General features: G+C 71.8%; 25 protein-coding genes. 13 read left to right on the top strand and 12 right to left on the bottom strand.

Annotated elements, in window-relative coordinates; translation table 11 throughout:
- Window positions 1-192 precede the first annotated feature (192 nt).
- Entirely contained in the window at window positions 193-2079 is a 1887-nt protein-coding gene (locus ACYVF7_RS49665; RefSeq protein WP_460353614.1) for a serine/threonine-protein kinase, read from the top strand.
- A gap of 242 nt (window positions 2080-2321) precedes the next feature.
- Here ACYVF7_RS49665 and ACYVF7_RS49660 read toward each other — a convergent pair whose 3' ends face one another.
- From ACYVF7_RS49660 to ligD (ACYVF7_RS49630), 7 genes are all read right to left on the bottom strand, one after another.
- Window positions 2322-2582 carry a GlsB/YeaQ/YmgE family stress response membrane protein gene (locus ACYVF7_RS49660; protein WP_460353611.1) on the bottom strand — a complete coding sequence of 87 codons (261 nt, stop codon included), beginning with the start codon at window positions 2580-2582 and terminating at the stop codon, window positions 2322-2324.
- A gap of 126 nt (window positions 2583-2708) precedes the next feature.
- A complete protein-coding gene (locus tag ACYVF7_RS49655; protein ID WP_360881007.1) occupies window positions 2709-2936 on the bottom strand; it encodes a DUF3107 domain-containing protein in 228 nt (75 codons plus the stop codon).
- A gap of 180 nt (window positions 2937-3116) precedes the next feature.
- The gene (locus ACYVF7_RS49650; protein WP_460353608.1) at window positions 3117-3737 is read right to left on the bottom strand and encodes a TetR/AcrR family transcriptional regulator; all 621 of its coding nucleotides are present in this window, start codon (window positions 3735-3737) and stop codon (window positions 3117-3119) included.
- Between the two features lie 158 nt (window positions 3738-3895).
- Complete coding sequence (locus ACYVF7_RS49645) at window positions 3896-4075, bottom strand: hypothetical protein (protein WP_460353605.1); 180 nt, start codon at window positions 4073-4075, stop codon at window positions 3896-3898.
- A 20-nt stretch (window positions 4076-4095) separates the two neighbouring features.
- Entirely contained in the window at window positions 4096-5439 is a 1344-nt protein-coding gene (locus tag ACYVF7_RS49640; protein WP_460353603.1) for a dihydrolipoyl dehydrogenase family protein, read from the bottom strand.
- A 149-nt stretch (window positions 5440-5588) separates the two neighbouring features.
- Complete coding sequence (ligD, locus tag ACYVF7_RS49635; RefSeq protein ID WP_460353600.1) at window positions 5589-6485, bottom strand: non-homologous end-joining DNA ligase; 897 nt, start codon at window positions 6483-6485, stop codon at window positions 5589-5591.
- 159 nt (window positions 6486-6644) lie between these two features.
- Window positions 6645-7610, bottom strand: coding sequence for a non-homologous end-joining DNA ligase (gene ligD, locus ACYVF7_RS49630; RefSeq protein WP_460353597.1), 966 nt, complete (start codon window positions 7608-7610; stop codon window positions 6645-6647).
- A 253-nt stretch (window positions 7611-7863) separates the two neighbouring features.
- On the opposite strand from ligD (ACYVF7_RS49630), the gene ku reads away from it, so the two are divergent.
- From ku to ACYVF7_RS49595, 7 genes are all read left to right on the top strand, one after another.
- On the top strand, window positions 7864-8814 hold the full coding sequence (gene ku / locus ACYVF7_RS49625) for a non-homologous end joining protein Ku (protein WP_460353594.1): 951 nt from the start codon (window positions 7864-7866) through the stop codon (window positions 8812-8814).
- 253 nt (window positions 8815-9067) lie between these two features.
- On the top strand, window positions 9068-10579 hold the full coding sequence (locus tag ACYVF7_RS49620) for a DEAD/DEAH box helicase (RefSeq protein WP_460353592.1): 1512 nt from the start codon (window positions 9068-9070) through the stop codon (window positions 10577-10579).
- A 698-nt stretch (window positions 10580-11277) separates the two neighbouring features.
- Window positions 11278-12192: an alpha/beta fold hydrolase gene (locus ACYVF7_RS49615; protein WP_460353589.1), complete on the top strand. Its 915-nt coding sequence runs from the start codon at window positions 11278-11280 to the stop codon at window positions 12190-12192.
- A 106-nt stretch (window positions 12193-12298) separates the two neighbouring features.
- Window positions 12299-13477, top strand: a complete 1179-nt coding sequence (moeZ, locus tag ACYVF7_RS49610; protein WP_460353587.1) for an adenylyltransferase/sulfurtransferase MoeZ — start codon at window positions 12299-12301, stop codon at window positions 13475-13477.
- A 197-nt stretch (window positions 13478-13674) separates the two neighbouring features.
- Window positions 13675-14496, top strand: a complete 822-nt coding sequence (locus tag ACYVF7_RS49605) for a hypothetical protein (protein WP_460353586.1) — start codon at window positions 13675-13677, stop codon at window positions 14494-14496.
- Complete coding sequence (locus ACYVF7_RS49600; protein ID WP_460353584.1) at window positions 14484-15680, top strand: S8 family serine peptidase; 1197 nt, start codon at window positions 14484-14486, stop codon at window positions 15678-15680. The genes ACYVF7_RS49605 and ACYVF7_RS49600 overlap by 13 nt, the downstream gene beginning before the upstream one ends.
- Window positions 15670-15975, top strand: coding sequence for an MGMT family protein (locus ACYVF7_RS49595; RefSeq protein ID WP_460353583.1), 306 nt, complete (start codon window positions 15670-15672; stop codon window positions 15973-15975). The genes ACYVF7_RS49600 and ACYVF7_RS49595 overlap by 11 nt, the downstream gene beginning before the upstream one ends.
- 20 nt (window positions 15976-15995) lie before the next feature.
- Here the strand turns inward: ACYVF7_RS49595 and ACYVF7_RS49590 are convergent, their stop codons facing one another.
- Together ACYVF7_RS49590 and ACYVF7_RS49585 are read right to left on the bottom strand one after the other, a co-directional pair.
- The gene (locus ACYVF7_RS49590; RefSeq protein WP_460353580.1) at window positions 15996-17573 is read right to left on the bottom strand and encodes an FAD-dependent monooxygenase; all 1578 of its coding nucleotides are present in this window, start codon (window positions 17571-17573) and stop codon (window positions 15996-15998) included.
- Window positions 17574-17622: 49 nt separating this feature from the next.
- Window positions 17623-18519: a LysR family transcriptional regulator gene (locus tag ACYVF7_RS49585; RefSeq protein ID WP_460353578.1), complete on the bottom strand. Its 897-nt coding sequence runs from the start codon at window positions 18517-18519 to the stop codon at window positions 17623-17625.
- 135 nt (window positions 18520-18654) lie between these two features.
- Here ACYVF7_RS49585 and ACYVF7_RS49580 point away from each other — a divergent pair, with 135 nt between their 5' ends.
- Window positions 18655-19488, top strand: a complete 834-nt coding sequence (locus ACYVF7_RS49580; protein WP_460353575.1) for an inositol monophosphatase family protein — start codon at window positions 18655-18657, stop codon at window positions 19486-19488.
- Window positions 19485-20126 (top strand): NADPH-dependent F420 reductase, encoded by a 642-nt coding sequence (locus ACYVF7_RS49575; protein WP_460353573.1) that lies wholly within the window; start codon window positions 19485-19487, stop codon window positions 20124-20126. Before ACYVF7_RS49580 ends, ACYVF7_RS49575 begins: the two co-directional genes overlap by 4 nt.
- Before the next feature lie 96 nt (window positions 20127-20222).
- Here ACYVF7_RS49575 and ACYVF7_RS49570 read toward each other — a convergent pair whose 3' ends face one another.
- Window positions 20223-20519, bottom strand: a complete 297-nt coding sequence (locus ACYVF7_RS49570) for a hypothetical protein (protein WP_460353571.1) — start codon at window positions 20517-20519, stop codon at window positions 20223-20225.
- Window positions 20520-20526: 7 nt separating this feature from the next.
- Window positions 20527-21531 (bottom strand): SPFH domain-containing protein, encoded by a 1005-nt coding sequence (locus ACYVF7_RS49565; protein WP_460353568.1) that lies wholly within the window; start codon window positions 21529-21531, stop codon window positions 20527-20529.
- A 157-nt stretch (window positions 21532-21688) separates the two neighbouring features.
- On the opposite strand from ACYVF7_RS49565, the gene ACYVF7_RS49560 reads away from it, so the two are divergent.
- Entirely contained in the window at window positions 21689-22225 is a 537-nt protein-coding gene (locus ACYVF7_RS49560; RefSeq protein WP_460353566.1) for an RNA polymerase sigma factor, read from the top strand.
- Entirely contained in the window at window positions 22222-23118 is an 897-nt protein-coding gene (locus tag ACYVF7_RS49555) for a hypothetical protein (RefSeq protein WP_460353563.1), read from the top strand. Before ACYVF7_RS49560 ends, ACYVF7_RS49555 begins: the two co-directional genes overlap by 4 nt.
- 31 nt (window positions 23119-23149) lie before the next feature.
- Here the strand turns inward: ACYVF7_RS49555 and ACYVF7_RS49550 are convergent, their stop codons facing one another.
- Window positions 23150-23635: a VOC family protein gene (locus ACYVF7_RS49550; protein WP_460353560.1), complete on the bottom strand. Its 486-nt coding sequence runs from the start codon at window positions 23633-23635 to the stop codon at window positions 23150-23152.
- An 85-nt stretch (window positions 23636-23720) separates the two neighbouring features.
- Here ACYVF7_RS49550 and ACYVF7_RS49545 point away from each other — a divergent pair, with 85 nt between their 5' ends.
- Window positions 23721-24257, top strand: a complete 537-nt coding sequence (locus tag ACYVF7_RS49545) for a hypothetical protein (RefSeq protein WP_460353558.1) — start codon at window positions 23721-23723, stop codon at window positions 24255-24257.
- The last annotated feature ends 95 nt before the right edge of the window (window positions 24258-24352 follow it).

Here is a 24352-nt window from a genome sequence, read left to right as displayed (position 1 = left end):
CGCGCGTGACTGAAATTGCGACGCGTCGCACGATCGCCGGGACGCGTCCCGGCGTCGCGCGTCGCCCGATCGTGGGGCGGTTCCCGGAACCGCGTGCCGTCCTGTGGATCGGCCGATGGAGCCGAGCGCGTGGCGTTGCTTCCAGTCACGCTGTGTCTCCAGTACCTTCCCTCCGGGCATAGGAGGACGAATTTGGGCGACTGGGCGCTTCCCGGCTATACGGAAGTGCGTGAGCTGGGCGAAGGCGGCTTCGGCCGTGTGGTGCTCGCGCGACACGAGGACTCCGGGACTCACGTCGCGGTGAAGTACCTGACGGCGAACCTCCTCTCCGATCGGCGATTCCTCACCGGCTTCCGGGCCGAGGCGCAGATACTCCGGCATCTGGACAGCCCGTACATCGCGCGCCTGTACGACTTCGTGGAGTCCCCGCAGGGCGCGGCGATCGTGATGGAGGCGGTCGCCGGGATCTCGCTGCGGGCGCTCCTGAAGGAGCACGGCCCGTTCGAGCCCGAGGCGGCGCTGACGGTGCTGAAAGGCTCCCTCCTCGGGCTGAGCACGGCCCACGAGCGAGGCGTCGTCCACCGCGACTACAAGCCCCCGAACGTCCTCGTACGCGACGACGGCGAGAGCAAACTGATCGATTTCGGGATCGCCCTGCGTACCGGGGCGGTCGGCGAGATCCTCGGCACGCCGCCGTACATGGCGCCCGAGCAGTGGCAGGGCGCACCCGCGACCCCCGCCACCGACGTGTACGCCGCGACCTGCGTCTTCTTCGAGTGCGTCACCGGCCGTACCCCGTTCCGCGGCGACAGCACGCAGGAGTACCGCACCCAGCACACCAACACCCAGGTGCCCCTGGGCGACCTTCCGGAGGCGGTGCGCGGTCTGGTCGCCCAGGGGATGGCCAAGCACCCGGCCGAACGCCCGGCGGGCGCGGCGGCGCTCGTGGCGGAGCTGGAGCAGGCGGCCACGGCCGCGTACGGGCCGGATTGGGAGTCCAACGGGCGGCGGCGCCTGGCCGAGGCGGCCGCCGGGCTGGCGGCGCTCCTTCCCTTCGCGGCACTGCTCGCGAGCGGCTCGGGAGCACCGGCGGGCGGCGGCGCGATCGGCGGCGCGGCGAGCGGAGGCGGCGCGGCTGGGGCAGGCGGCGGTGCCGGGTCCACGGCCGGTGGGGGAGCGGCCGGCGCGGGTCACGCCACGGGCGTCCTCCAGGGGACGGGAAGGGCGCTGCTGTCGGGGACCGGGGCGAAGGTGGGCGCGGCGATCGCCGGCGCCGTCGTCGTCGGCTCGGCCGGGACCGCCGCCGTCGTCGTAGCCTCGGGCGGGGGCCACCCGGCGGCGAGGTCGACGCGTCCCGCGGCCGTCGTCCAGCCGGTCAGTGTGAACGTCGCCTCCTCCACGACGACGCTCCGCAAGGGCCGCACCATGATCACGCGGTACGTCCAGGTGAGCGGGCTGAAGAACGCCGCCGTCCAGACCAAGGTCAACAAGGCGCTGCGGACGCAGGTCGACCGCACCATGGCCGATTTCAAGACGGCGTTCGTCATGCCGACGAGCCAGTCCGACAGCGCGCCGACCGGCACTCTCCAGTCCGCCGCCACGGTTGGCTTGGGCGGTCCGAAGCTGCTGTCGGTGACCTACACCTTCGCCGACAGCAGCGGCGCCAACCGCCTGATCCCCGTGAGCTCCCAGTTCACGCTCGTGTTCGACCTCTCGACGGGCGGGCAGCTGGGAGCCGCCGACCTGCTGCTCCCCGCCGCGCGGACGAACACCGGCGCACGGGCCCTCGCCCGGATCATCGCCCCGAGCGCGCACGGCGGAGTCTGCCTCCCCGGCACACCCCTCACGGGGCGCGCCCTGGGCGGCGCCCTGGAGGTCGCGCCGACGGCGACCGGCATGACGTTCACGATCCGCAACTGGATCGACCTCGGCTGCCCGCACGCCGACGTGGGCCGGGACTTCGCCGTGCCGTACGCGCGGCTGGGCGCGTACGTCCGCCCGGAGATCGTGACGGAGGCCAAGGCATCGAAGCCCGGGACGGGAGCGGGGACGGCCTCGCCCACCCCCACGCACTCCTGAACGCGTGAGAGACGACGGCCGCCCACGCCGACGTACGCGGCGGGACGGCCGGCGTCGGCGTGCGCGATTGGGATGGTGCGCGTCGGTGGGCGCGGCGAGGACGGTCCGCGTCGGTGGGCGCGGGCCGGGACGGTCGTTCCTGCGCACGCATGGACGTGCGACGAGGCCCCCGCCGGGGAGCGGGGGCCTCGTCTGAGGGTTCGGTCAGTTGGGTTCGCTGAGGTCGGCTCGGGCAGGCTCGGTCAGAACACGCCGCCACGGCGCGATCCCGAGCGGCCACGGCCGCTGATCAGCGCGACGCCGGCGGCGGCCACCAGGACCTCGATGATGAAGGCGAGGATGCTTCCCACCCCGAGCGCGCCGGCGATGAAGCCGCCGACGACCGCTCCGACGATGCCGATCAGGATCGTGAGGACGATGCCCATGGGGTTCGGGCCGGGAACGATCAGACGGGCGAGAGCCCCGATGATGGCACCGATAATGATTGCCCAGATTATTGTCATCAGCATTTCTCAGACCACCTCCTGCCGGATGGATTCCGGCGTTTCGGATTCGCGCGGTCTGTATGCCCTCCCTCGAGGGACTCATTCCAGTCTTTTTGAGAAGTCGGAGCGAGCCCGTTCGAGCGGTCAGTAGGAGCCGAAGCCGACGCTGCGCGTCTCCGACTCGTCGATCTCCACGTAGGCGAGCTTGGCCGCCGGCACGACGACCCGCGCGCCGTTCTTGCTGCGCAGCGTGAAGACGCCGTCGTCCTCGGCGACCGCGTCGTTCACCGCGCGCTCCACCTCATCGGCGGACAGCGAGGTCTCGACGACCAGCTCCTTGGCCACCGACTGCACACCGATTCGCACCTGCACGTTGTTCCCTCCGTCGGGGGGCGAGGCCACGACCGCCCGTGGCGTACGTCTGGACCGATCGGCCCACCGGCACTATCGCACGGCCGACGGGAAACCGACGCCCCCGGCCGGGGGCCTGGCTAGGGGCGTGGCCGGTGGATCTTCGTCCGGCCGCTACGAACAGGACCCACCGAACACACCTCAGGTGGTGCGGGGGAAACCGCCGATGCCGCGCCACTGCAGGCGCGCGATGAGGTGCTCGGCGTGGTCCTTGGAGATCGTGCCCTGGACCGACAGCCAGTAGCGCGCGCTGACCTCCGCCATGCCCACGAGGCCCATCCCGAGCAGGTGGGCCTCGTCGCTGGAGACGCCGGTGTCCTCCTGGATGACCTGAGCGATCATCTCGGCGCACTGCTGGTTGGCGCGGTCCACCCGGGCGCGTACGGGGGCGACGTTGCGCAGGTCGGACTCGAAGACCAGGCGGTAGGCCTCGCCCTCGCCGGCCACGAAGTCGTAGAACGCCTCGATGGTCCGCTGGACCCGCAGCTTGTTGTCCGGGGTGGAGGCGAGCGCTTCGCGCAGGCGCTGGACGAGCCCTTCGGCGTGCTCGTCGAGCAACGCGAGGTACAGCTCGAGCTTGCCCGGGAAGTGCTGGTACAGGACCGGCTTGCTGACGCCTGCCCGTTCGGCGATCTCGTCCATCGCGGCGGCGTGGTAGCCCTGCGCGACGAACACTTCCTGGGCGGCACCCAGGAGCTGGCGGCGGCGGGCCAGCCGCGGGAGCCTCGTGCCCCGGGGGCGGGCGTCCGGGGTTGCGGTCACCTGAGTTCTCCGATCACCTGTCCGGGCGACGCCGTGGCGCCGCGCACGTTGAGGCCTACCATCCTACGACCGGGTAACGTCCGATCGGCGGAAAGCCGGCACCGGGACTTCCACGGCGCGCCTCTGGGGCGCTGCTCCCCAGGTGGCGGTTCGCGCCGTCACCGGTAGTCGTCCTCGTCGAGGTCGACCTCGAACCCCTGCTCCGCGGCGTCGGCCTCGTCGACCTCGACCGGCAGCGTGGTGGGCCACCGGCGTTCGCCCTCCCGTACGGCGACGTGCTGCTCGGCGGCGTCGGCCTCGGCGGCCTCGAGGCTCAGTTCGATCCCGTCTTCGGACATGGTCTTCCCCCCAGGAAGGCTCAGAGCTGCTCGGCCAGCTCGCGTAGGACCGGTTCGATGGCCTCACCGTACGTCGGGAAGGCGTGGACGACATCGGTCAGAATGCTCAGCGGTGTCTCGGCCCGGATGGCCAGCGTGATCTCGCTCATCCACTCCTCAGCGTAGAGTCCGACGGCGGCGGCGCCCACGAGAACGCCCCGCGCCCGGTCGGCGTACACCTCCACCCGGCCGCGGTCGTCGTCCTCCACGGCCGCGCGGGCGGTCCCGGCCAGGTCGTACCCTGCCGCGACGAGTTCCAGCCCGCTCGCGGCCAGCGGGGAGACGCCGACGGCGTACACCGAGGGCGTCGTGTAGACCGCGCGGGGGATCGCCCGGTAGTCGGCCTCCCGGCGCTTGCCGAGGACGTTCGAGACGACCACTCCGGCCTGGTAGTTGGCGGCGTGCGTGTAGGGCGCGACGCCGGTCACGTCGCCGGCCGCCCAGACGGTGGTGCCGTCGGTGCCGGTCTCCTCGGTGAGGAGGGCCTTGCAGGTGGCGTCGACGGCGATGCCGCGTTCCGGGTCGAACCGGACGCCGATCGTCTCCAGGCCCAGGTCGGCGACGCGCGGGCGGCGGCCCGCCGCGATGAGGACGCGGTCGGCGTCGATGTGGTTGCCGTCGGACAGCCGCAGCCGCAGGCCGGTCTCGGTGCGTTCCGCGTGCGTCGCCGCGACGCCGAGGCGCAGGTCGGCTCCCCTCCGGCGGAGCGCGTCGGCGAGCAGGTCGCCGACGAACGGCGCCTCGGCCGCCAGCAGCCGCTCGGCCTGCTCCACGAGCGTGACCTGCGAACCGAACGCGGCGTAGATCTGGCTGAGCTCGCAGCCGACCGCCCCGCCGCCGAGCACGACGAGCCGGCGCGGCAGGTCGGGCCGGGTCAGCGCCTCATCACTGGTCCAGGTGGGCACGTCGTCGATGCCCTCGACCGGGGGCCGCACCGGCTCGCTGCCGGTCGCCACCACGAGGTCGGTGTAGCCGTACTCGGCGCCGTCGACCTCGACCACGCCGGGACGCACGACCCTGCCGTTGCCGCGTACGACGGTCACCCCGGCCTCGGCCATCTGCGCGGCGGTGGCCGCGTCGTCGAGATGACGGGTCACCTCGTCACGCCGCGCGACCGCGTGCTCCCAGGTCTCGCCGAGCCGGGCCGAGTGCAGCAGCGTCTTGGAAGGCATGCACGCGAAGTAAGGGCACTCCCCGCCGACCAGGCGGCCCTCCACCAGCGCGACCGACCGGCCCGCCCGAGCCAGCTCGGCGGCGATGTTCTTGCCAGTGCCTCCGCCCAGTACGACGACGTCGTAGCGCCTGTCCTGCGCCTCGTCCGTCACCTGATCATCCTTCCCATTCCACGCGGCATGCGCGTGTCACCTCCACCAGTGCCCACGGCTTTCCGGTGCCGTGGCCACCGCCCCACGATTGTGGACCCTCCGACCAATGGTGACGCACCGGGCACCTTCCGTGTACGCATCCCGAAGGTTCACGGCAGCTTTTGACGAAGCGTCATGAGCGGTTCGAGGAGGTCACCGTGCCGGTCGACGCGTTCGAGCACCTCATCGGGCCCGAACCGCAGCTCCGCGTCGGAGTCGACCTCGTCCCACGTCACCGGCGCGGAGACGGAGGGCTCCTCGGCGGCTCGCAAAGAGTACGGCGCGACCGTGGTCTTGTGCCGGTTGTTCTGGCTCCAGTCGACGAAGACCTTGCCGGATCGAAGCCTCTTCTCCATCCGGCTGACGACGAGACGCGGATGCTCCTTCTCGAGCCTGCGGGCCGCCTCCTTCGCGTACGCCGAGGTGTGCCCGTCGGAGGTCTCCTCGATCGGGACGTACAGGTGCAGGCCCTTCTTGCCGCTCGTCTTCGGGAACGACCGCAGGCCGTCGGCCTTGAGGAGGTCGCGCAGCAGGCAGGCGACCTCGCGCGCCTCGTCCACCGAGGCCGGCGGGCCGGGGTCGAGGTCGAAGACCAGCAGGTCCGGCGCGTGCGCGCCGCCCCGGGGGCCGACCCGCCACTGCGGGACGTGCAGTTCCAGGGCGGCCAGGTTCGCGCACCAGACCAGGGCGGGAAGGTCGTCGACGACCACGAAGTTCACGGCGTCACGGCTCCCGCCGGGCGTCGGCAGGCGAACCGTGCGGACCCAGTCGGGGGTGTGCCCGGGCGCGTTCTTCTCGAAGAACGCCTGGCCGTCCACACCGTCGGGGTAGCGCTTGCGCGTGGCCGGACGGTCCTTCAGGTGAGGCAGGATGACCGGCCCGATCCGGGCGTAATAGTCGATGACCTCGCCCTTCGTGAAACCGTGCCGGGGGTAGAGGACCTTGTCGAGGTTGGACAGCGTCAGCCGCACGCCGTCGACCTGAACGCTCGTCTTCGCGCCGCTCACCAGCTCTCCTCGGGTCTCGCCGCGCCCCCGCGCGGTCTCTTCCCCGACCAACCGACCCCGACCGACCTCACGGTTCGTTCCCGGCCGACCTCGCGGCTCGCTCAGGGGCGATCTCCCCGGCGTCGTGGGTTTCAACCGCGCCTCGGCGCGCCTGCTTCGTCAGGGCTCCGGGTGGACCTCTTCGGGGTTCAGGTCGGGGCGCAGCCCGCGCCAGGACGCGTGGAGCAGCATTCCGTCCAGGGTCCAGCGGGAGAACTCCACCTCGCCCACGAGCCAGGGCTCCGCCCAGTGCGCCTTGCGGGCGTACTCCCGGGGGACGTCCTCGGCGTACGGGCTGGTGGGCCGCTCCAGCGGGGTGAGGATCTTGTGCAGGTCGTCCAGCGCCGCGTCCGTGAACCCGGTGCCGACGTGGCCGACGAACCGCAGGCCGCCGTCCGTGTACACGCCGAGCAGCAGCGATCCCAGGCCGCCCTCCCGGCGGCCCTGGCCCTCCTTCCAGCCGCCGATGACGACGTCCTGGGTGCGGAAGTTCTTGATCTTCCGCCAGTAGTCCACCCGGCGGCCCGGGCGGTACGGCGAGTCGAGGCGCTTGGCGATCAGACCTTCTAGGCCCTGTTCCTTCGTGTAGTCGAGGAGTTCCTGAACCTGGTCGACGGCCGAGCCGGGCAGGTACGGAGGGGCCTCGATCGGTCCGGCGGCCAGTTCGAGGTCGTCGAGCAGGGCGCGCCGGTCGCGGTACGGCATGTCGTACAGCAGATGACCGTCCAGAAACGTCAGGTCGAAGGCGACGAAGTGCACCGGGACCTGGCGGATCAGCCGGGCGTCCGGCCGGTCGACGTGCATGCGGTGCTGTAGCCGCTGGAAGCTCGGCAGGCCGCGTTCGTCGAAGGCGACGACCTCGCCGTCGACGACGGCCGTCTGGTCGGGCAGGAGATCGGCGAGGGCCTGCAACTCGGGGTAGCGGCGGGTCGCGTCGAGGCCACGGCGGCCGACGGCGCGCACCTGTCCGCCGGAGACGTACACCATCGCGCGCACGCCGTCCCACTTGAGCTCCAGGCCCCAGCGGTCGGCGTCGTCCGGCAGCTCGCCCGGGGACGCGAGCATCGGCTGGACATTGGAGGGCATGGGGTCACCCATACGATCTTTTCTGCCCATCCGGCCCGTCCCTGACGCCACGGGCCGACCCGGATTCGCCGATCATTCATCGCCCCGGCCGAGACCGGCCGTGTTCCTCCGGAAGGCGCTGTGGTTTCGTGGAAGAACGCGAGAACAAAGGTTCCACCACGCGGACGGCGCGGAGCCGGACGTACATTCGGATCGATCGCATTCCGGGGCGTCGGTGCAGGTAGATCGACACGCCGGAGGGTAAGGACACCTCATGCGCAGCATCTGGAAGGGCGCGATCTCGTTCGGGCTGGTCACGATCCCGGTGAAGCTCTACTCCGCCACCGAGCAGCGCGACGTGGCGTTCCATCAGGTCCACCGTGAGGACGCGGGCCGAATCCGGTACAGGCGCGTGTGCACCAAGGACGGCGCAGAGGTGCCGTACTCCGACATCGCCAAGGGGTACGAACTCCCGACCGGGGAGATCGTCGTCCTGACCGACGAGGACTTCGCCGAGCTTCCGCTGTCGACCAGCCGCCGCATCGACGTCCTGCAGTTCACGCCGGAGGAACAGGTCGACCCCATCTACTTCAACAAGACCTACTACCTGGAGCCGGACGCGCAGGGCGTCAAACCGTACGTCCTGCTGCGCGACGCCCTCGAGGACTCCGGCAAGGTGGCCGTGGTCAAGGTGGCCCTCCGGCAGCGCGAGTCGCTCGGCACGCTGCGGGTACGGGACGGCGTGTTCGTGCTCGAGACGATGCTGTGGCCGGACGAGGTCCGCGAGGCCGACTTCCCCTTCCTCGAGGAGGACGTCGACGTGCGCTCGCAGGAGCTCCAGATGGCCGCCTCGCTGATCGACACCATGACGGGCGACTTCGAGCCGGCCGACTACAAGGACCAGTACCGCGAGGCCCTGGAAGCGGTCATCGAGGCGAAGATCGAGGGCAAGGAGATCGTCGCGCCCGAGGCCGAAGAGGAGGCCCCGGCGGCGGCCGACCTGCTCAGCGCGCTGCGGGCCAGTGTGGAGGCGGCGAAGAAGGGCCGCGCCGACAAGGGCGACGGCGAGCCGCGCAAGGCCGCCGCGAAGTCGGGCTCGCGGGCTGGAAAGGACGGCGCGGCCACCAAGAGCGGACGCGGGACGGCCAAGACCGGCGCGGCGAAGAAGACCTCCGACACCAAGTCCAAGCCAAAGACGAAGGCCGGGACCCGCAAGACGGCCTGACCGAGCAAGACAGCCTGACCGGGCAAGGCGACTTGACGCGAATACGAAGGCCTGACCCGAGCGAGGCGGCCTGATTCGAGCGGAAAAGCGACCTGCGGGGTCGGGAATGAACCGTCCCCCGGGCGTGTTGTGACCCCCTGTAAGCTCTGTGATTCCTGTTCAGGCGTGTTCTCGCGCCGACGGCCGGCTTGGAGTCCGCAATCCCCCACTTTGCGGAACCTCTCGAGGCGGGCCATTTCCGAGAGGTTCATTCTTGACTGACGTTTCGTCGACCCTGCCCACTTTCGCCGAGCTCGGCCTGCCGACGCCTTTGGTGTCGGCGCTCGAACGCCGCGGCATCACCGCGCCGTTCCCCATTCAGGCCGCCAGTGTCCCCGACGCCCTCGCAGGGCGGGACCTGCTCGGACGTGGCCAGACCGGATCGGGCAAGACGCTCGCGTTCGGCCTGCCGGTGCTGGCCGGGCTCGCCGGCGTGCAAGCCGCTCCCAAGCGGCCGCGCGCGCTCATCCTCGTCCCCACCCGTGAACTCGCCATGCAGGTCCAGGACGCCCTGGGCCCGCTCGGCCGCAGCCTCGGGCTGCACACCAAGACCGTCGTCGGCGGCATGTCGATGCCCAAGCAGATCCAGGCGCTGCAGCGCGGCGTCGACCTGCTGGTCGCCACGCCCGGACGGCTCACCGACCTCATCGAGCGCGGCACCTGCTCGCTCCAGGACGTGCGGATCACCGTCCTCGACGAGGCCGACCACATGTGCGACCTCGGCTTCCTGCCGGCGGTCTCCAAACTGCTCGACCAGATCCCGTCCGACGGGCAGCGGATGCTGTTCTCGGCCACCCTCGACGGCGACGTCGACAAGCTCGTCCGCCGTTACCTGCACGACCCGGTGACCCACTCGATCGCCCCGGCCGCGGCGCCGGTGGAGACCATGGACCACCACCTGTTCATCGTCGACCGCGCCGACAAGCAGGACGTCATCGCCGAGGTCGCCGGCCGTGACGGCCGTACGATCATGTTCGTCCGCACCAAGCACGGCGTGGACGCGCTGGCCAAGAAGCTGGCCCGGGTCGGCGTCCGCGCGGGCGCCCTGCACGGCGGCAAGACCCAGTCGGCTCGCACCCGCACGCTGGCGGACTTCCGCGAGGGCAAGGTCGGGGTGCTGATCGCCACCGACGTGGCCGCGCGCGGCATCCACGTCGACGACGTGAGCCTCGTGGTGCACGTCGACCCGGCCGCGGACCACAAGGACTACCTGCACCGCGCGGGCCGTACCGCCCGGGCGGGCGAGCGCGGCACCGTCGCCACGCTGGTCGCCCACAACGAGGTGCGCAACACCGAGCGCATGATGCGGCGGGCCGGAGTCCGGGCGCTGCGGTCCAAGGTCGCCGCCGGCGACGAGGCACTCGTCCGGATCACCGGGGCGCAGCCGCCGAGCGGCATCCCGGTCGAGCCCGACCCCGAGCCGCGGCCCCAGCGCCGCGGCCCGCGTCCCGGCGGCCGTCGCGACCGGCGTCCCGGCGGGCGGTTCGAAAGCCGCGGCAACGCCCGGCAGGGCGGCCGCTTCGACGGCGAGCACCGCGAGGCGCGCCAGGGCGAGCACGGCGACGGCGAACGTCGCGAGGCGCGTCACGGCGGGTACCGCGACGGGGAGCGCCGTGACGGCGTCCGGCAGCGGCGGGACACCCGCTCCGGTGGCCCGGGCGGTGCGCGTTCCGGGGGCGCCCGGAGCGGCGCCGTACGGCATGACGGGAGCCGCGCCGGCGCCTGACCGGCACGACGACCTCCGCCCCGCGCCGGGAGACGGCGCGGGGCGGAGGCATCTGCGGACGGGGCCCACACCGGGACGCTCACGACCCCGTACGGCGATGCTCGCCAGGCCCCGCGGCGAGAAGGCTCACGAGTCCGGCCGCGAGGGCTGCCGGGCTCGGCGCTGAGGTCGCTCACGGGCCCGACCGCGACGGCTGTCGGGCTCCGTGGTGAGAAGGCTCATGGGCCCGACCGCGAGGGCTGCCGGGTTCCGTGGTGAGAAGGCTCACAGGGCCCGGTAGCGCGGCGCTCGCCGGGCTCCGCGGTGAGGTCGCTCACGAGGTCCGGCCGCGAGAGCCGCCGGGCTCAGCAGCGAGGTCGCTCACGAGTCCGGCCGCGACGTTCGCCAGGTCCCGCAGTGAGAAGGCTCACGGAGCCCGGTAGCGCGGCGCTCGTCAGGTCCCGCACAAGGGCGCCCACGAAGCCCGGTATCGCAACGCCGACGAGGCTCCGAACCGAGCACGGTGCGGGGCCGCTTTCGCCAAGACCCGGTCAACTCGGGCGAGGGCCCCGACCGGCCGCAGGTATCGTTCACAGTGATTTGACCTTGTCCCGTCGCCGGACGGGAGATCTCGCTCCTCGCGCAGGAGGGCAGAAGAGAGGAGGTAGCGGCGACTCCTCTCCGACCTCAGGGCCGGAGGCTCCACGCCGCGTGCAGGGATGACCACACCGATCCCGAAGTGGCCGGGTGAGCTGCTGCGGCTGGGCGACCGCGAAGTGTTCGTGCGCGCGGCGACCTCAAGCCGCGACGACGCCGAGCCGGGTCTGTTCGTGCACGGGCTGGCGGGCTCCTCGGCCAACTGGACCGACCTCATGGGGCTGCTGTCCGACGAGGTCGCCGGGGACGCCGTCGACCTGCCCGGGTTCGGGGACTCGCCGCCGCCGCCCGACCGCGACTACTCCGTCGACGCCCACACGCTCACGGTCGCGCGGCTGATCGAGAAGCGCGGTCGCGGCCCGGTCCACCTGTTCGGCAACTCCCTCGGCGGGGCCATCGCGACCCGCCTCGCGGGCACCCGCCCCGACCTGGTGCGCACCCTCACCCTGATCTCGCCCGCGCTGCCCGACCTGCGGCCGAGGTCCGGTCCCGCGCGGATCCTGGCCGCCACCATGCCCGGAGTGGGGCCGTGGGCGATCCGGCGGCTGGCCGCGCTGCCCGCCGAGCAGCGGGTGCAGGGCACGCTGGACATGTGCTTCGCCGATCCCACCGGCCTGCATCCCGACCGGGTGATGGAGCTCGTCGAGGACGTACGCCACCGGGACATGCTGCCCCACAACGCCGAGGCGCTGCTCGCGTCGTCGCGTGGCATCGTCACCGCCTACATGCGGCGCTCGCTGTGGCGGTACGCCGCGCGCGTCATCGCGCCGACACTGGTGATCTACGGCCGGCACGACCGGCTCGTCGACCCGCGCATGGCGGCCCGCGCGGGCCGGGTGTTCAAGCGCTCCCGTGTGGTCGTGCTGCCCGACGTCGGCCACCTCGCGCAGGTGGAGCGACCCGAGGCCGTGGCGCGGGAGTTCCGGGCGCTGCTGGACGACGCCCACCTGCGCCTGCCCGACATCACCGCGGGCTGATCCCAGGCTTGGCCGTTCCGCGGGAATGCGGGTGGGCATGACAGAGTTGTCATCAGTTCAGGACGACGGCGTCCGCACCGAAACCCAGCACGCGCAGGAGACAACCGTGTCGTTGCCACCCCTGGTAGAGCCCGCGAGCGAGCTCTCCGTCGACGAGGTCCGGCGCTACTCGCGTCACCTGATCATCCCGGACGTCGGGATGGCCGGGCAAAAGCGGCTGAAGAACGCCAAGGTGCTGTGCGTGGGCGCGGGCGGTCTCGGCTCCCCGGCCCTGCTCTACCTCGCCGCCGCCGGCGTGGGCACCCTCGGCATCATCGACTTCGACGTCGTCGACGAGTCCAACCTGCAGCGCCAGATCATCCACGGGCAGTCCGACGTCGGCCTGCCCAAGGCCGAGTCGGCGGCCGCCTCGGTCCGCGAGATCAACCCGCTGATCAACGTGATCGTCCACAACGAGGCGCTGTCCAACGACAACGTCATGGACATCTTCAGTGGCTACGACCTGATCGTCGACGGCACCGACAACTTCGCCACGCGCTACATGGTCAACGACGCGGCCGTGCTGCTCGGCAAGCCGTACGTCTGGGGCTCGATCTACCGGTTCGACGGTCAGGCGTCGGTCTTCTGGGCCGAGCACGGGCCGTGCTACCGCTGCCTCTACCCCGAGCCGCCGCCTCCCGGCATGGTGCCGTCGTGCGCCGAGGGCGGCGTGCTGGGCGTGCTGTGCGCGTCGATCGGCTCGATCCAGGTGAACGAGGCGATCAAGCTGATCGCCGGGATCGGCGAGCCGCTCGTCGGCCGCCTGATGATCTACGACGCCCTGGAGATGACCTACCGGAGCGTCAAGGTCCGCAAGGACCCCGAGTGCCCGCTGTGCGGCAAGAACCCCACGATCACCGAGCTCCTCGAGGACTACGAGGCGTTCTGCGGCGCGATCTCCGACGAGGCCGCGGACGCGGTCAAGGACTCCACGATCACGGCGACCGACCTGAAGGACCTGCTCGACACGGGCGACATCTTCCTGGTCGACGTCCGTGAGCCGAACGAGTACGAGATCGTCAGCATCCCCGGCGCCACGCTCATCCCGAAGGGCGAGTTCCTGTCCGGCGCGGCCCTCGAGCGGCTGCCCCAGGACAAACGGGTCGTGCTGCACTGCAAGTCCGGCGCCCGCAGCGCGGAGTGCCTGGCGATCGTCAAGGACGCCGGCTTCTCCGACGCCGTCCACCTCGGCGGCGGGGTGCTGGCCTGGGTCAACCAGATCGAGCCGGCCAAGCCGACGTACTGATCCACGGCCGGGCGGCACCGCCCGGTGAGCCGGTCTGCGAGGCGGCGGCGACGCCGTCCGGAGACCACGTCCATCTCCGACCGATGGAACGCTCCGGCGGCGTCCAGCGCCGCCGGGACGTTCCCCTTGGCCTCACTGGGCCACCCACGTCTCGGTTCTGACCAGATGCGAGGGATGGCCCAGTAACCTTTTCAGATATGGCGCGAACCTCCGATCCGAGCTGGCCGACGACCGGGCCTGGCGGATGGGGGGCATGGCACGGACCGGAGGAGCCTCCGCCCGAACCGGTGCCCTGGTACGCCCGTCGCCGCCTGTGGCTCGTGGTGGCGGTGGTGACCACGGTCGGCTATCTCGTCGTCGGAGTCCTCTCCACCGCCCGGGTCTACTGGGAGTTCCACCGCAAGCCGACCCAGTGGGAGCTGTACCGCGCGGCCGGTGAGGAGGTCCGGAACCGCTGGCGCACCTGGCCGGCCGAGAAAATCTTCCCGGCCTCCGTCCCGTACACCTCCGAACAGGGCGGGATCGAGCACGCGAGCCGGGTCGGCATCGCCCCCGAGATGGGGTGCGCCACCGGCATCGACCCCGCTCCCGCCGCCGTCCTCGTCAAGTACGGCTGCCGCGCGCTGCTGCGGGCCACCTACGTCGACGAGATGCAGGGCATCGTCCTCACCGTGGGGATCGCCGCCCTGGACGACGAGCGGGCCGCAGGCCTGGCCGACGAGGCCCTCGCGCCGACGGACCCCGGCAAGCCGGGTCCGTTCCTGCACGCCCTGGCGTTCCAGCGGACGATCGCCGCCCGGTTCGACGACCCCGCGCGGCAGTTCGCCGCCACGGGACGGGCCGGGCCGTACGTCGTGCTCACGGTGGCCGGGCAGACCGACGGCCGGCCCGCCGCCGCCGTCCGCGAACCGCACAGCGGCTGGTTCCTGCTCGCGCCGGAGGTCGGCCGCAACATCGCCGGCGCCCTCGCGCTCCCCGTCCAGCCGGACTGCTCCGAGAAACGAGAGTGGAAGTGCTGAGGGCCGCGGTGGCGGCCGCCGCGGCGCTGACGGTGGCCCTGCTCCCCGCCACCGGGCACGCCGACTCCGTACGCGACCGCGAGCAGTGGGTGCTCGACGCCCTCGGCGCGCCGCAGGCCTGGCAGACGACCAAGGGCAAGGGCGTCACCGTCGCCGTCCTCGACACCGGTGTCGACGGGGCCCACAACGACCTCACCGGCACCGTGAGCGCGGGCCCCGACTTCATCAGCGCCGTGGCGCCCGACGCGGGCCGGCTCCACGGCACCTGGATGGCCTCCCTGATCGCCGGGCACGGGCACGGCTCGAACGCCGGAGTGATCGGGGTGGCCCCCGAGTCGCGCCTGCTCTCGCTGCGGGTGATCGCCGACCCGAGCGAGAAGGGCTACAAGTCGTTCCGCGACAGCCCGGAGTACCGCTCGGCGCTGCCCAAGGCGATCCGCTACGCGGCGGATCACGGCGCCGACGTGATCAACATGTCCCTCGGCGGGCCGAGCGCCGGCCGTGACGAGCGCGCCGCCATCTCCTACGCGATCTCCAAGGGCGTCGTCGTGGTCGCCTCGGCCGGCAACGACGGCGACCGCAAGACCGACAAGAACGGGTTCACCCGGCTCTCCTACCCCGCCGCGTTCCCGGGCGTGATCGCGGTCGCGGCGATGACGCGCCGCGGCGTCCCGGCGAAGTTCTCCGACCGCAACGCGAGCGTCCAGGTCGCGGCGCCCGGTGCCGACGTCGTCGGCGCCGGCCCCGGCAACAACTACTGGATCGGCGAGGGCACGAGCCAGGCGGGAGCACTGGTCTCGGGCGTCGTCGCGCTGATCAGATCGCGCTACCACGACATGCCGCCCGCGCTCGTCGCCCAGGCGATCACCGCGAGCACCAAGGGCCGTCCGGCCGCCGGGTACGACGCGTCGGTCGGCTTCGGCGAGGTCAACGCCGCGGCCGCGCTGACCGCCGCGGACCGGCTGCAGGACTACCAGCTCACCGGAGGCACCAAGACCGGCCGGTTCGACGACGGGCCGACGCAGCCGGTGCAGGTCGAGCGGCATCCTCCCGGCCTGGTCATCCTGGGCGGCTGGATCGGCGTCGCCGCGATCTTCGGGTTCGCCGGGGCCCTGACGACCACCGTGCTGTACGTCCGGCGTGTACGGACCCGGCAGCGGTCGGAGGCCGACGGTGCACGGTGACCCCACCGAATTCGCCGAACGCGTCCTCGACGTCGTCGAGCGCATCCCGCCCGGCCGCGTCATGACGTACGGCGACATCGCCGAGTTCCTGGGCGAGGGCGGACCACGGCAGGTCGGCCGGGTGATGGCCCTGTGGGGCGGCGGCGTGCCCTGGTGGCGCGTCATCCGGGCCGACGGCTCGTTCCTGCCCGGCCACGAGCAGCGGGCCCTGAAGCACTACCGCGCCGAGGGCACGCCGCTGCGCGACACCCGCGTCGACATGCGCCGCGCCCGCTGGACCGGCGAGGCGGACTGAGCCACCGCCGGCGGCGTTGGTCAACGGGCGGGCGAGAGGTCTCCGGCTGCGGGAGAGGCGGCGCCGAACCATCGCTCCGCGGCGGCCTTCAGGGCCTTCATCTCCTCGGAGCCGGGCTCGGCGGACTCCGACGCCCACGCCACCTGGCAGTCCGGCCGCAGCAGCAGCGCGGTGACCCCGGAGGGGGAGTCCGCGGGCGAGCCGGTGACGATCTCGATCCGGGGCCGCCGGTGCGCCAGGGCCCGGGCCGCCGACGCGTGTTCGGTCAGGTCCACCAAGAGGGGCCGCGCGGTCCTGGTCAGCTCGGCCAGCCGCACCGTCCCGTCGGGGGTACGCAGGTCGAGGTCGGGAGCGAGCCGGCCCACGAGCGGGTGGTGCGCCGTGCCGCCCATGTCGTAAGGCACGTCGTCGCCGGCGATGAGACCGGCGACGCGGCCCACGGCGCCGGAGTCGCGCAGCAGTTCGCCGAACAGCCCGCGCAGCGCCGTGACGTCGTCGCCCGGGGCGGTCAGCGCACCCTGGGCCTGACCGGCCATGATCATGCGCTCGCACGCGGGACGCCGCTCGCTCTCGTACGTGCCCAGCAGCCCCTCCGGGGCCTCGCCGCGGATCTCGGCGGCGAGCCTCCAGGCGAGGTCGACCGCGTCCTGCAGGCCGAGGTTGAGCCCCGAGCCTCCGGAGGTGTTGATGTGGGCGGCGTCGCCGGCGAGGAAGACGCGGCCGTCGGAGAAACGGGTGGCGACGCGGTTGTGGCCGCCGTTCAGCCGCCGCAGCACGTGCGGCCCCGGACCGGTGGGTGCGGCGAGCGGCACGTCGACGCCCAGGACGCGGCGGATGCTCGCGCGCAGCTCGTCCAGGCTCATCGGATCGTCGCACTCCGGCCGGTCCCATTCCGCGGTGCTCACCAGCGGCGGGTGCCCGGGGAAGGGCGCGTAGGAGAACGTCCCGTGGTCGGTCCGGTGGGCCAGGAACGGCGGGACCGCGCCGTAGCCGGGGATGTCGAGCCCGCCGGTCGCCGGATCTACCCACTCGGCCGGAACGGTGGCGTGGGCCGTCCGGGTGGTCACCCGGTCGTAGGTGACGCCGGGGAAGTCGATGCCGGCCAGCTTGCGGGTGACGCTGTGCGCTCCGTCCGCGCCGACCAGGTACCGGGCCCGCAGCCGGTAGGTCCCGTCCGGACCGGCCACGTCGGCGGTGACCGCGTCGTCGTCCTGCGCCAGTCCGGCGAGCCGGTGCCCGCGCCGGATGTCCACACCGAGTTCGGCGGCGCGCTCCTCGAGCACCTCTACGAGGCGGTGCTGCGTCACTGGAAGGCCGTAGACCGAGTGGTCCTCCAGGACGCTCAGGTCCAGGGGCAGCGCGGCGAACATGAAGGCGGGGCTCGGCCGCGGCGGTCCCGGCCGCCCCGACAGCGGCTCGTACAGGCCGCGGTGGTCGACCATCCGTACCACCTGGCCGAGCAGCCCGTTCGCCTTCGGCTCCGTACTGGGCTCCGGCAGGACCTCGAGCACCACCGGACGGACCCCGGCCAGGCTCAGCTCACAGGCGGCCATCAGCCCGGTGGGACCGCCGCCGACGATGACGACGTCGATGGACATGGGAGTACTCCTTCACATGCCGAATGCAAGGTACGGTACGTACCGTACCTTAGATTTCGGCCAACGCGGTTCGCGCCAGATCGCGTAGCCAGACATGTGCGGGGTCGGTGTCATAGCGCTGATGCCATGACAGGAACACCAGGGCCGGCGGAAGGTCGAACGGCAGTGGGAGCAGGACCAGACCGAGATCCGCGGCCACCGAGCGCGTCGTGGATTCGGGGGCTGTGACGAGGAGGTCGGAGCCCCTCACGAACTCGAGCGCGGCCCCTTCGGTGGGCGCGGTCGCCACCACACGCCGGGTGAGGCCGAGCCGCTGGAGGGCGTCGTCGAGGGCGTTGCCGAGCCTTCCGCGCCGCGAGACGGTGATGTGCTCGGCGGCGGCGTACTGCGCGGCGGTGACGGTCTTGACACGAGTGAGCGGGTGGCCCCGCCGTACGACGACGACGTGATGGCTCTCGGCCACCTGATCGGCGCGAATCTCGGGTGCGGTCGGGCGGTCCGCGTTCGCGGCGAGGTCGACCTCGCCGCGACGCAGTTCGGGGGTGTCGATGCTCGATTCCGCGATGAAGCGCAGACGCACCCCCGGCGCCTGCTCGCGCACGGCCGCGAGAAGTGAGGGGCCGCTGAGGGCGACGAGTGCGTCGTGCCAGCGAAGTGTGAAGGTGCGCTCGAGCGTCGTCAGGTCGAGTGCCCGGCTCGGCGCCAGCACGCCCTGGACTTGCCGCAGCAGGTCGTGCACCTGTTCCCGGACGGCGATCGCGTACGGCGTCGGAGTCATCGTGCGCCCTGTGCGCACCAGAATCTGGTCCCCCGTCGTGCGCCGGATCCGGCCGAGGCTTCGGCTCATCGCGGGGGCGGTGACGTGCAGGCGCTCGGCCGCTCCGGCCACGCTGCCTTCCTCCAGGAGAGCGTCGAGCGCGGCGAGCAGATTCAAATCCAATTGCATGGGAGTCATGCTAGGTGTGCTTTACATGCACTTGAAGTTAATGATGGCTCCTCCTACCTTCGAGATGCGGATGCGAAAGGCCCACGGTTTCCCGTAGTTCGGCCTCATCCCCCCTGCTCAGATGGGAGTACCGCCATGCCCGAGTCGATTCAGAACCCCGGTATCGCCGCAGCCGCCGGGTCCGCGTTCGACGCCGACCTGCTCGCGCAGACCGCGAACGCCGTACGCGCGGCGGGTTCGGCGCTGCGGGAGCGCTTCGGCGACGTGGCCCGCCATCGGACCCGCGAAGAGCTGATGCGTGCGCTCGCCGCCAACGACGCCGTCGCCCTCGACATCCTGCGCCCACGCCTCGCACCCATGCGCCCGGACGCCCGCTGGGTGGAAGAGGAGCTCGACGGCGGGGCCCTTCCCCCCGGCGAATGGTGGGTCGTGGATCCGGCGGAAGGCAACGTCAACCACCTGCACGGCCTACCGGAGTGGGCGGTGACCGCCACCCTCGTACGCGAGAACCAGCCGGTGCTCACCGCGGTCCACCTGCCGTTGACCGGCGAGACCTGCACCGCGCTCGCCAGCGCCGGCGCCCACCTCGACGGCCGGCCACTGCGCGTGTCCCAGACCACCGACCTCGGCCTGGGCCTCGTGGCCACGAGCCAGGCCAGGCCGGACGAGGACGAGAAGGTCGTGCGGCGCATCGGCTCCTCGATCACCGCGATGCTCCTCGACGCGCTCGTGGTGCGCACCTCTGTGCCCGCCACCCTGCACCTGCTGAACGTGGCCGCGGGCCGGATCGACGCCTTCTGGCAGTTCGCAGGGGCCCGTGCGGACCTGCTTCCCGGGGCACTGCTCGTCGCCGAGGCCGGCGGACGGATCTCCGACGCCGAGGGCCGCCCCTGGACCCCGCAGAGCGAGAGCTTCCTGGCCACCGCGCCCGGCGTGCACGCCGCCGCCGTCGCCACACTCTCCCGATGACCATCCACGACGACCACACGCACCGGAAGGACCGAAGCGGCATGACCAAGATCACCGTCCTCGGCAACGGCCGCGTCGGCGGCAGCCTGGCCACAGCCCTCACCCGGGCGGGGCACGAGGTGACCGTGGCGGACCGCTCGCCGGGTTCTGCCGCCGACGCCGCCCGGACAGCGCAGATCGTCATCAACGCCACGCCGGGCGCCGGCTCGCTGGAGCGGCTCGGCGCGCTGCGCGAGGAACTGCGAGGCAAGATCCTCGTGGATGTCTCCAACGCCACCATCGACGGACCGGACGGACTGCCCGCCGGCCTGCTCTACCCCGGATCAAGCCTCGCGGAGCAACTCCAAGACGCGCTCCCCGGCACGCGCGTCGTCAAGACACTCAACACGATGCTCTACCCGGTGATGACCGCGCCCGCCACGCTCGCCCAGACGCCGACCGCGTTCCTCTCCGGCCAGGATCCGGAGGCCAAGCAGGTCATCCGCGAGCTTCTCACGGACCTCGGCTGGCGCCAGGAGTGGATCACGGACCTCGGCGGGATCGAGACGGCGCGGGCCGCCGAGGCCGTGATCCTGTTCGTCCCGCACGTGATCCGATCCAGCGGATTCGCGCCCTTCGCCATCTCGATCGCCCGTTGACGGCCCGACCCGCCTCTTCATGACGCAGGACCGTATGACGTGGCGAGCCAGTAGTCCGGCGCGGTGTTGTGCGCTGATGTCCTGACGCAACCGTGCTCAGTCGGCCTCGCTGTGCAGGGCGGCCGCCCGGGACCGGGCGGACGCCATGGCCTCGTGGTAGCGCGTCTCCCAGTCGGGGGCGTCCGCCGGGATCTCGGCGACGACCTGACGGCCCAGCTCCCGCCCGCCGGCGACCTGCCGGACGAGGACGACGGTGGTGCCGTCCCGCAGTTCCGTCGCGGGCTCCCAGCGCGGACCCCGATCCGGGTCGGGCAGGCGGAACGCGGCGACGAGAAGCGCGGCCAGCAGGACCGCGAGCAGGAGTACGACGGGGAGCGCCAGGACGCGCATCATGAGCCTCCTATCCGGTCGGGATCGCGACCCGGTCGTTCCCCGGGGCGTACACCGTGATGCCCTTGGGCAGCGCCTTCAGCTTCTCGATGTCGGCGCAGGTCGGGCACTTGTTGTAACCGTCCTGACGGGCCCGGTTGGCCTCCGCCTCGGCGCGGGCCTGCGCGACCTGCGCCTGCGACTCCGTCACCTTCGCGAACGCCGCCTGTGCGCTGTCCACGGCCTGCTGCACCGAGGTGGGCAGCGTGATGCGCGCCAGGTTGAAGTGCAGGTTGGTCAGGAAGGGGGACCCGAGGGTCTGCTGCAGATCCTGCTCCAGGCTCGTGTTGATCGCGTCCTGCACCTTGGCGATGTTGGCGTTGTTGCTCTGCGCCTTGAGGGACGTCTGCTGCTGTTTGCCGCCCGAGTTGTTCTGCACGAGCGCGCAGGAGGACACCAGCTCGGCACAGCGGAAGCTGTTCACCTGGGTGCGCAGGTCGTTCTCGATCACGGGCCGGATGATCTGGTCGAGGAACCCCGACCACCCCTGGTCGCCGTCATAGGCGTAGCGGGCCTTCCCGTCCGCGCCGGTGAACTTCCGGGTCCCGAACTTGTCGTCGAACCTCCGCAGCGTCGCGTGGTCGAGGTTCAGCGTGAAGTAGAGCGTGCCCTCGATCCCCATGTTGACGCCGTCGCTGCTGGGCACCGTCACGACGTCCACGCCCGAACGGTCCCCGCGCCCCGAGTCGGAGGTGATCGTGTAGAACCTCTGCTGCGCCGGGTACTTGTGCATGTGCGACCACCACCCGATCCACGTCAGGCCCGACCCCGGGTCGATGATCTGGCGGATCTTGTTGTTGTCGAACATCCCGCCGTTGCGGACGACCGCCACGTCGCCTCCGGAGGTGCGCTCGAACGACCCGAAGAAGCCGTTCAGCGTCGGCACCGCGACGACGAGGAGCACCACCGCCGCGGCGATCGCCTTGGAGCGGCTGATGCGCCCGGACGGGCGCGGGATCTTCTTCGAACCGGACACCGCTACTCCTACAAGACTTCTCGAAACGGGATGAATCCGGTGTTAAGACGTGCTACTACCGAATCCGGTTCCGTACGCGAAGACCGGTGATATCGGCTCCGCCGACGACATCTCCCCATTAGTAGGAACGGTGTGGTTCCGAAACCGTGGACGGGAGATGGAGTTGAGCGATGAGCAGGCGTTCACCCGCATGTTCGAGGACCACTACGAGGCGGTGCTCCGGTACGCGTGGCGGCGGGCCGGTCCCGCGTACGCCTCTGACATAGCCGCCGAGACGTTCAAGATCGCCTGGGAGAAGTTCGACCGGATCCCGCACGACCGGCCGCTGCCCTGGCTCTACACCACCGCGCGGAACCTGACGCTCAACCTGATCAGAGGGGACAGACGGCGTACGGAGCTGATCGAGTCCCTGGGCGCGGACCTGGCCCACGACGGCGCGGAGGGCGACCACGCCGCCACCGTCGCCGCTCGGCACGCGGCGCTGGCGGCGCTGAGCCGGCTGAGTGAGACCGACCGGGAACTGGTCCTCCTCATCTGCTGGGAGGGACTCGACCTCCGGCAGGCGGCGGCGGTCACGGGCTGTTCGCGGGCCACCGCCGCGATGCGGCTGCACCGCGCACGAAAGCGACTCGGGCGGCTGCTCGTCAACGAGCAGCGGCCCGCCGACCACGCCTACTGGGAGAGCCTCGCATGAACAGCGACGTCCAGCAGCTCAGGAAGCTCATCGCGCCGCACGACCCGGCCGGCGACTTGCGGGTGGACCCGCTCACGCTCGCCGCCGTCTCACGGACCGTGCTCGACGAGACCGCCCGGACCCCCGCGCCGGTCGCGGTGCCGCGCCGGCGACGGCGGTGGCTGATCGGCGTGCCCGCCGTCACCGCCGCCGTGGCGGCCGCCCTCGCCGTCGCAGGGCCCGGCGACCTCGGCCCTGTCCACTTCGGACCGGCTGAGGCCCGCGCACTAACGTTCAGCAGGAACGGGGACTTCATCGACGTCCGGATCGTGGACCCGAACGCCGACCCCCAGCGGTACCGCAAGGAGTTCTCCGCCCACGGCCTGAACGTCGACCTGCAGCTGAGGCCGGCTCCTCCCAGCGTCGTCGGCACGATGATCTCCGCCGACGACGGCAGCAGGACCGGGACGCCCACTGTCACGCAGATCGAGGGCACCCGTGACTGCGGCATCATCTGGTGCAGGGCAGGGGTGCGCATCCCCGTCGGCCTGCGGCACCGCCTGACGATCATCTTCGGCCGGCCGGCCAGGCCCGGCGAGCACTACGCCCTCCTCGGCGACGCCACCGCCGCCGGCGAGCCCCTGCACGGGCTCGGCGTACGGAACCGCACGGTCGCCGACGTTCGGCAGATGGCCCGGCAGCGCCACGTCACGATCCAGCGCTACTTCGAGGACGACCCCTGGGGCCGGCCCGGCTCCCAGGTGCCGCGGAACGGCGCCGGGTGGAACCTCGACGACCACGTCCTCGCACCGGACCGGGTCCCCGGCGGCTGGTGCGTCCACGACGCGTTCACCGGCCGCGACCCCGGCACCGTGGAACTCGTCGTCGCCCCATGGCCGGACCGCTTCAGGTAACGGCCCGGACGTCCCCGCGGCGAGGTGGCGGTTAGAGGACCTTGGTGCCGTACATCTCGCCGAGGGGGTCGGCGAGCAGTTCGACGCGGGCGCCGTCCGGGTCGCGGAAATAGAGGGACGACCCGCTCTCGGCCTGGTACGGGACGCCGGCGGCGTCGAGCCTGCCGCGCAGGCGTTCCCACGTGGGGCGGTCGACCGAGATGGCGAGGTGGTGCAGGCCGCCCAGCACCTCGGCGTACGGGCCGAGGTCGAGGCCGGGGAAGTCGAAGAAGGCCAGCAGGTTGCCGTTGCCGAGGTCGAAGAAGAAATGGGTCGAGCCCTCGTAGTCGCGGTTCTCGATGACCTCCGTCAGCGGGAACTCCAGGATCTCCTGGTAGAAGCGGACGGTCGCCTCGACGTCCGAGGACAGCAGCGCGACGTGGTGCACGCCGGACGCCGCACTGGCTGGCCGCTCGGCGCGCAGGTACGCCTCGCGGATCCGCGCCCGCTCCGCCTCGATCGCGGCCAGGTCGGCCATCGTTCACACCTCACACGTTGAGAGCTTCCACTACCGGGCGATCTACCCCGAGTCGCCTATCGGATACCCCTCTAGAATCCGGCATATGCGGCGGACGAGCAGCACCGTGGTCGTGGTCGTGGGGGAGGGCGCGGACAAGGTCGTGTCCGGGCTCGCGGCCCTGCACAACGTACGCGCCCTCGTCGTGGGGGACCGGTCACCCACCGAGTTGGCCCAGGCCATCGGCGGCGCCGGGACGACGTATGTCGTGCACGACGCCGATCCGCTCGCCGGGGTCCGCGACGCGTGGGTGGACTTCTTCGATCAGGCCGCTCCGCACGGCGGTCTCGAGGTCGCCATCGAGTCCACGGTGAGCGCGCTGGCCGCCGAGCGGCTGCTGCTGCCGGACTACTACCTGGTCCTCGATCCCCAGGCGATGTCGCCGACCCGGCGGCACTGGTGGCTGGGCGTGCTCGCGGGCGCGGCGCCGAGCCGGGTGGTCCCGGCCGAAGCGTCCGTCGCCGCGGTGGGCGACGCGCTGGCGCACCTGTCCGCCGGCCGCTGGTGGCCCGCGGATGTTCCGGTGTGGCTGCGCGGCCTCCCGAAGGTCGTCCCCGACCGGGCGGGCCTGCCCTCGACGTGACGGTCACTCGGTGGTGACGCCGGCGGCTCTCGCAGGCAGGGGCGGAGGTCGCGGGGTGATCTGACGCCGCCGAGGAACACCGCGAGGGCGGCGAC

Source organism: Actinoallomurus acanthiterrae, from assembly GCF_054775715.1.
This window is presented reverse-complemented; position numbering and strand designations above follow the sequence as displayed.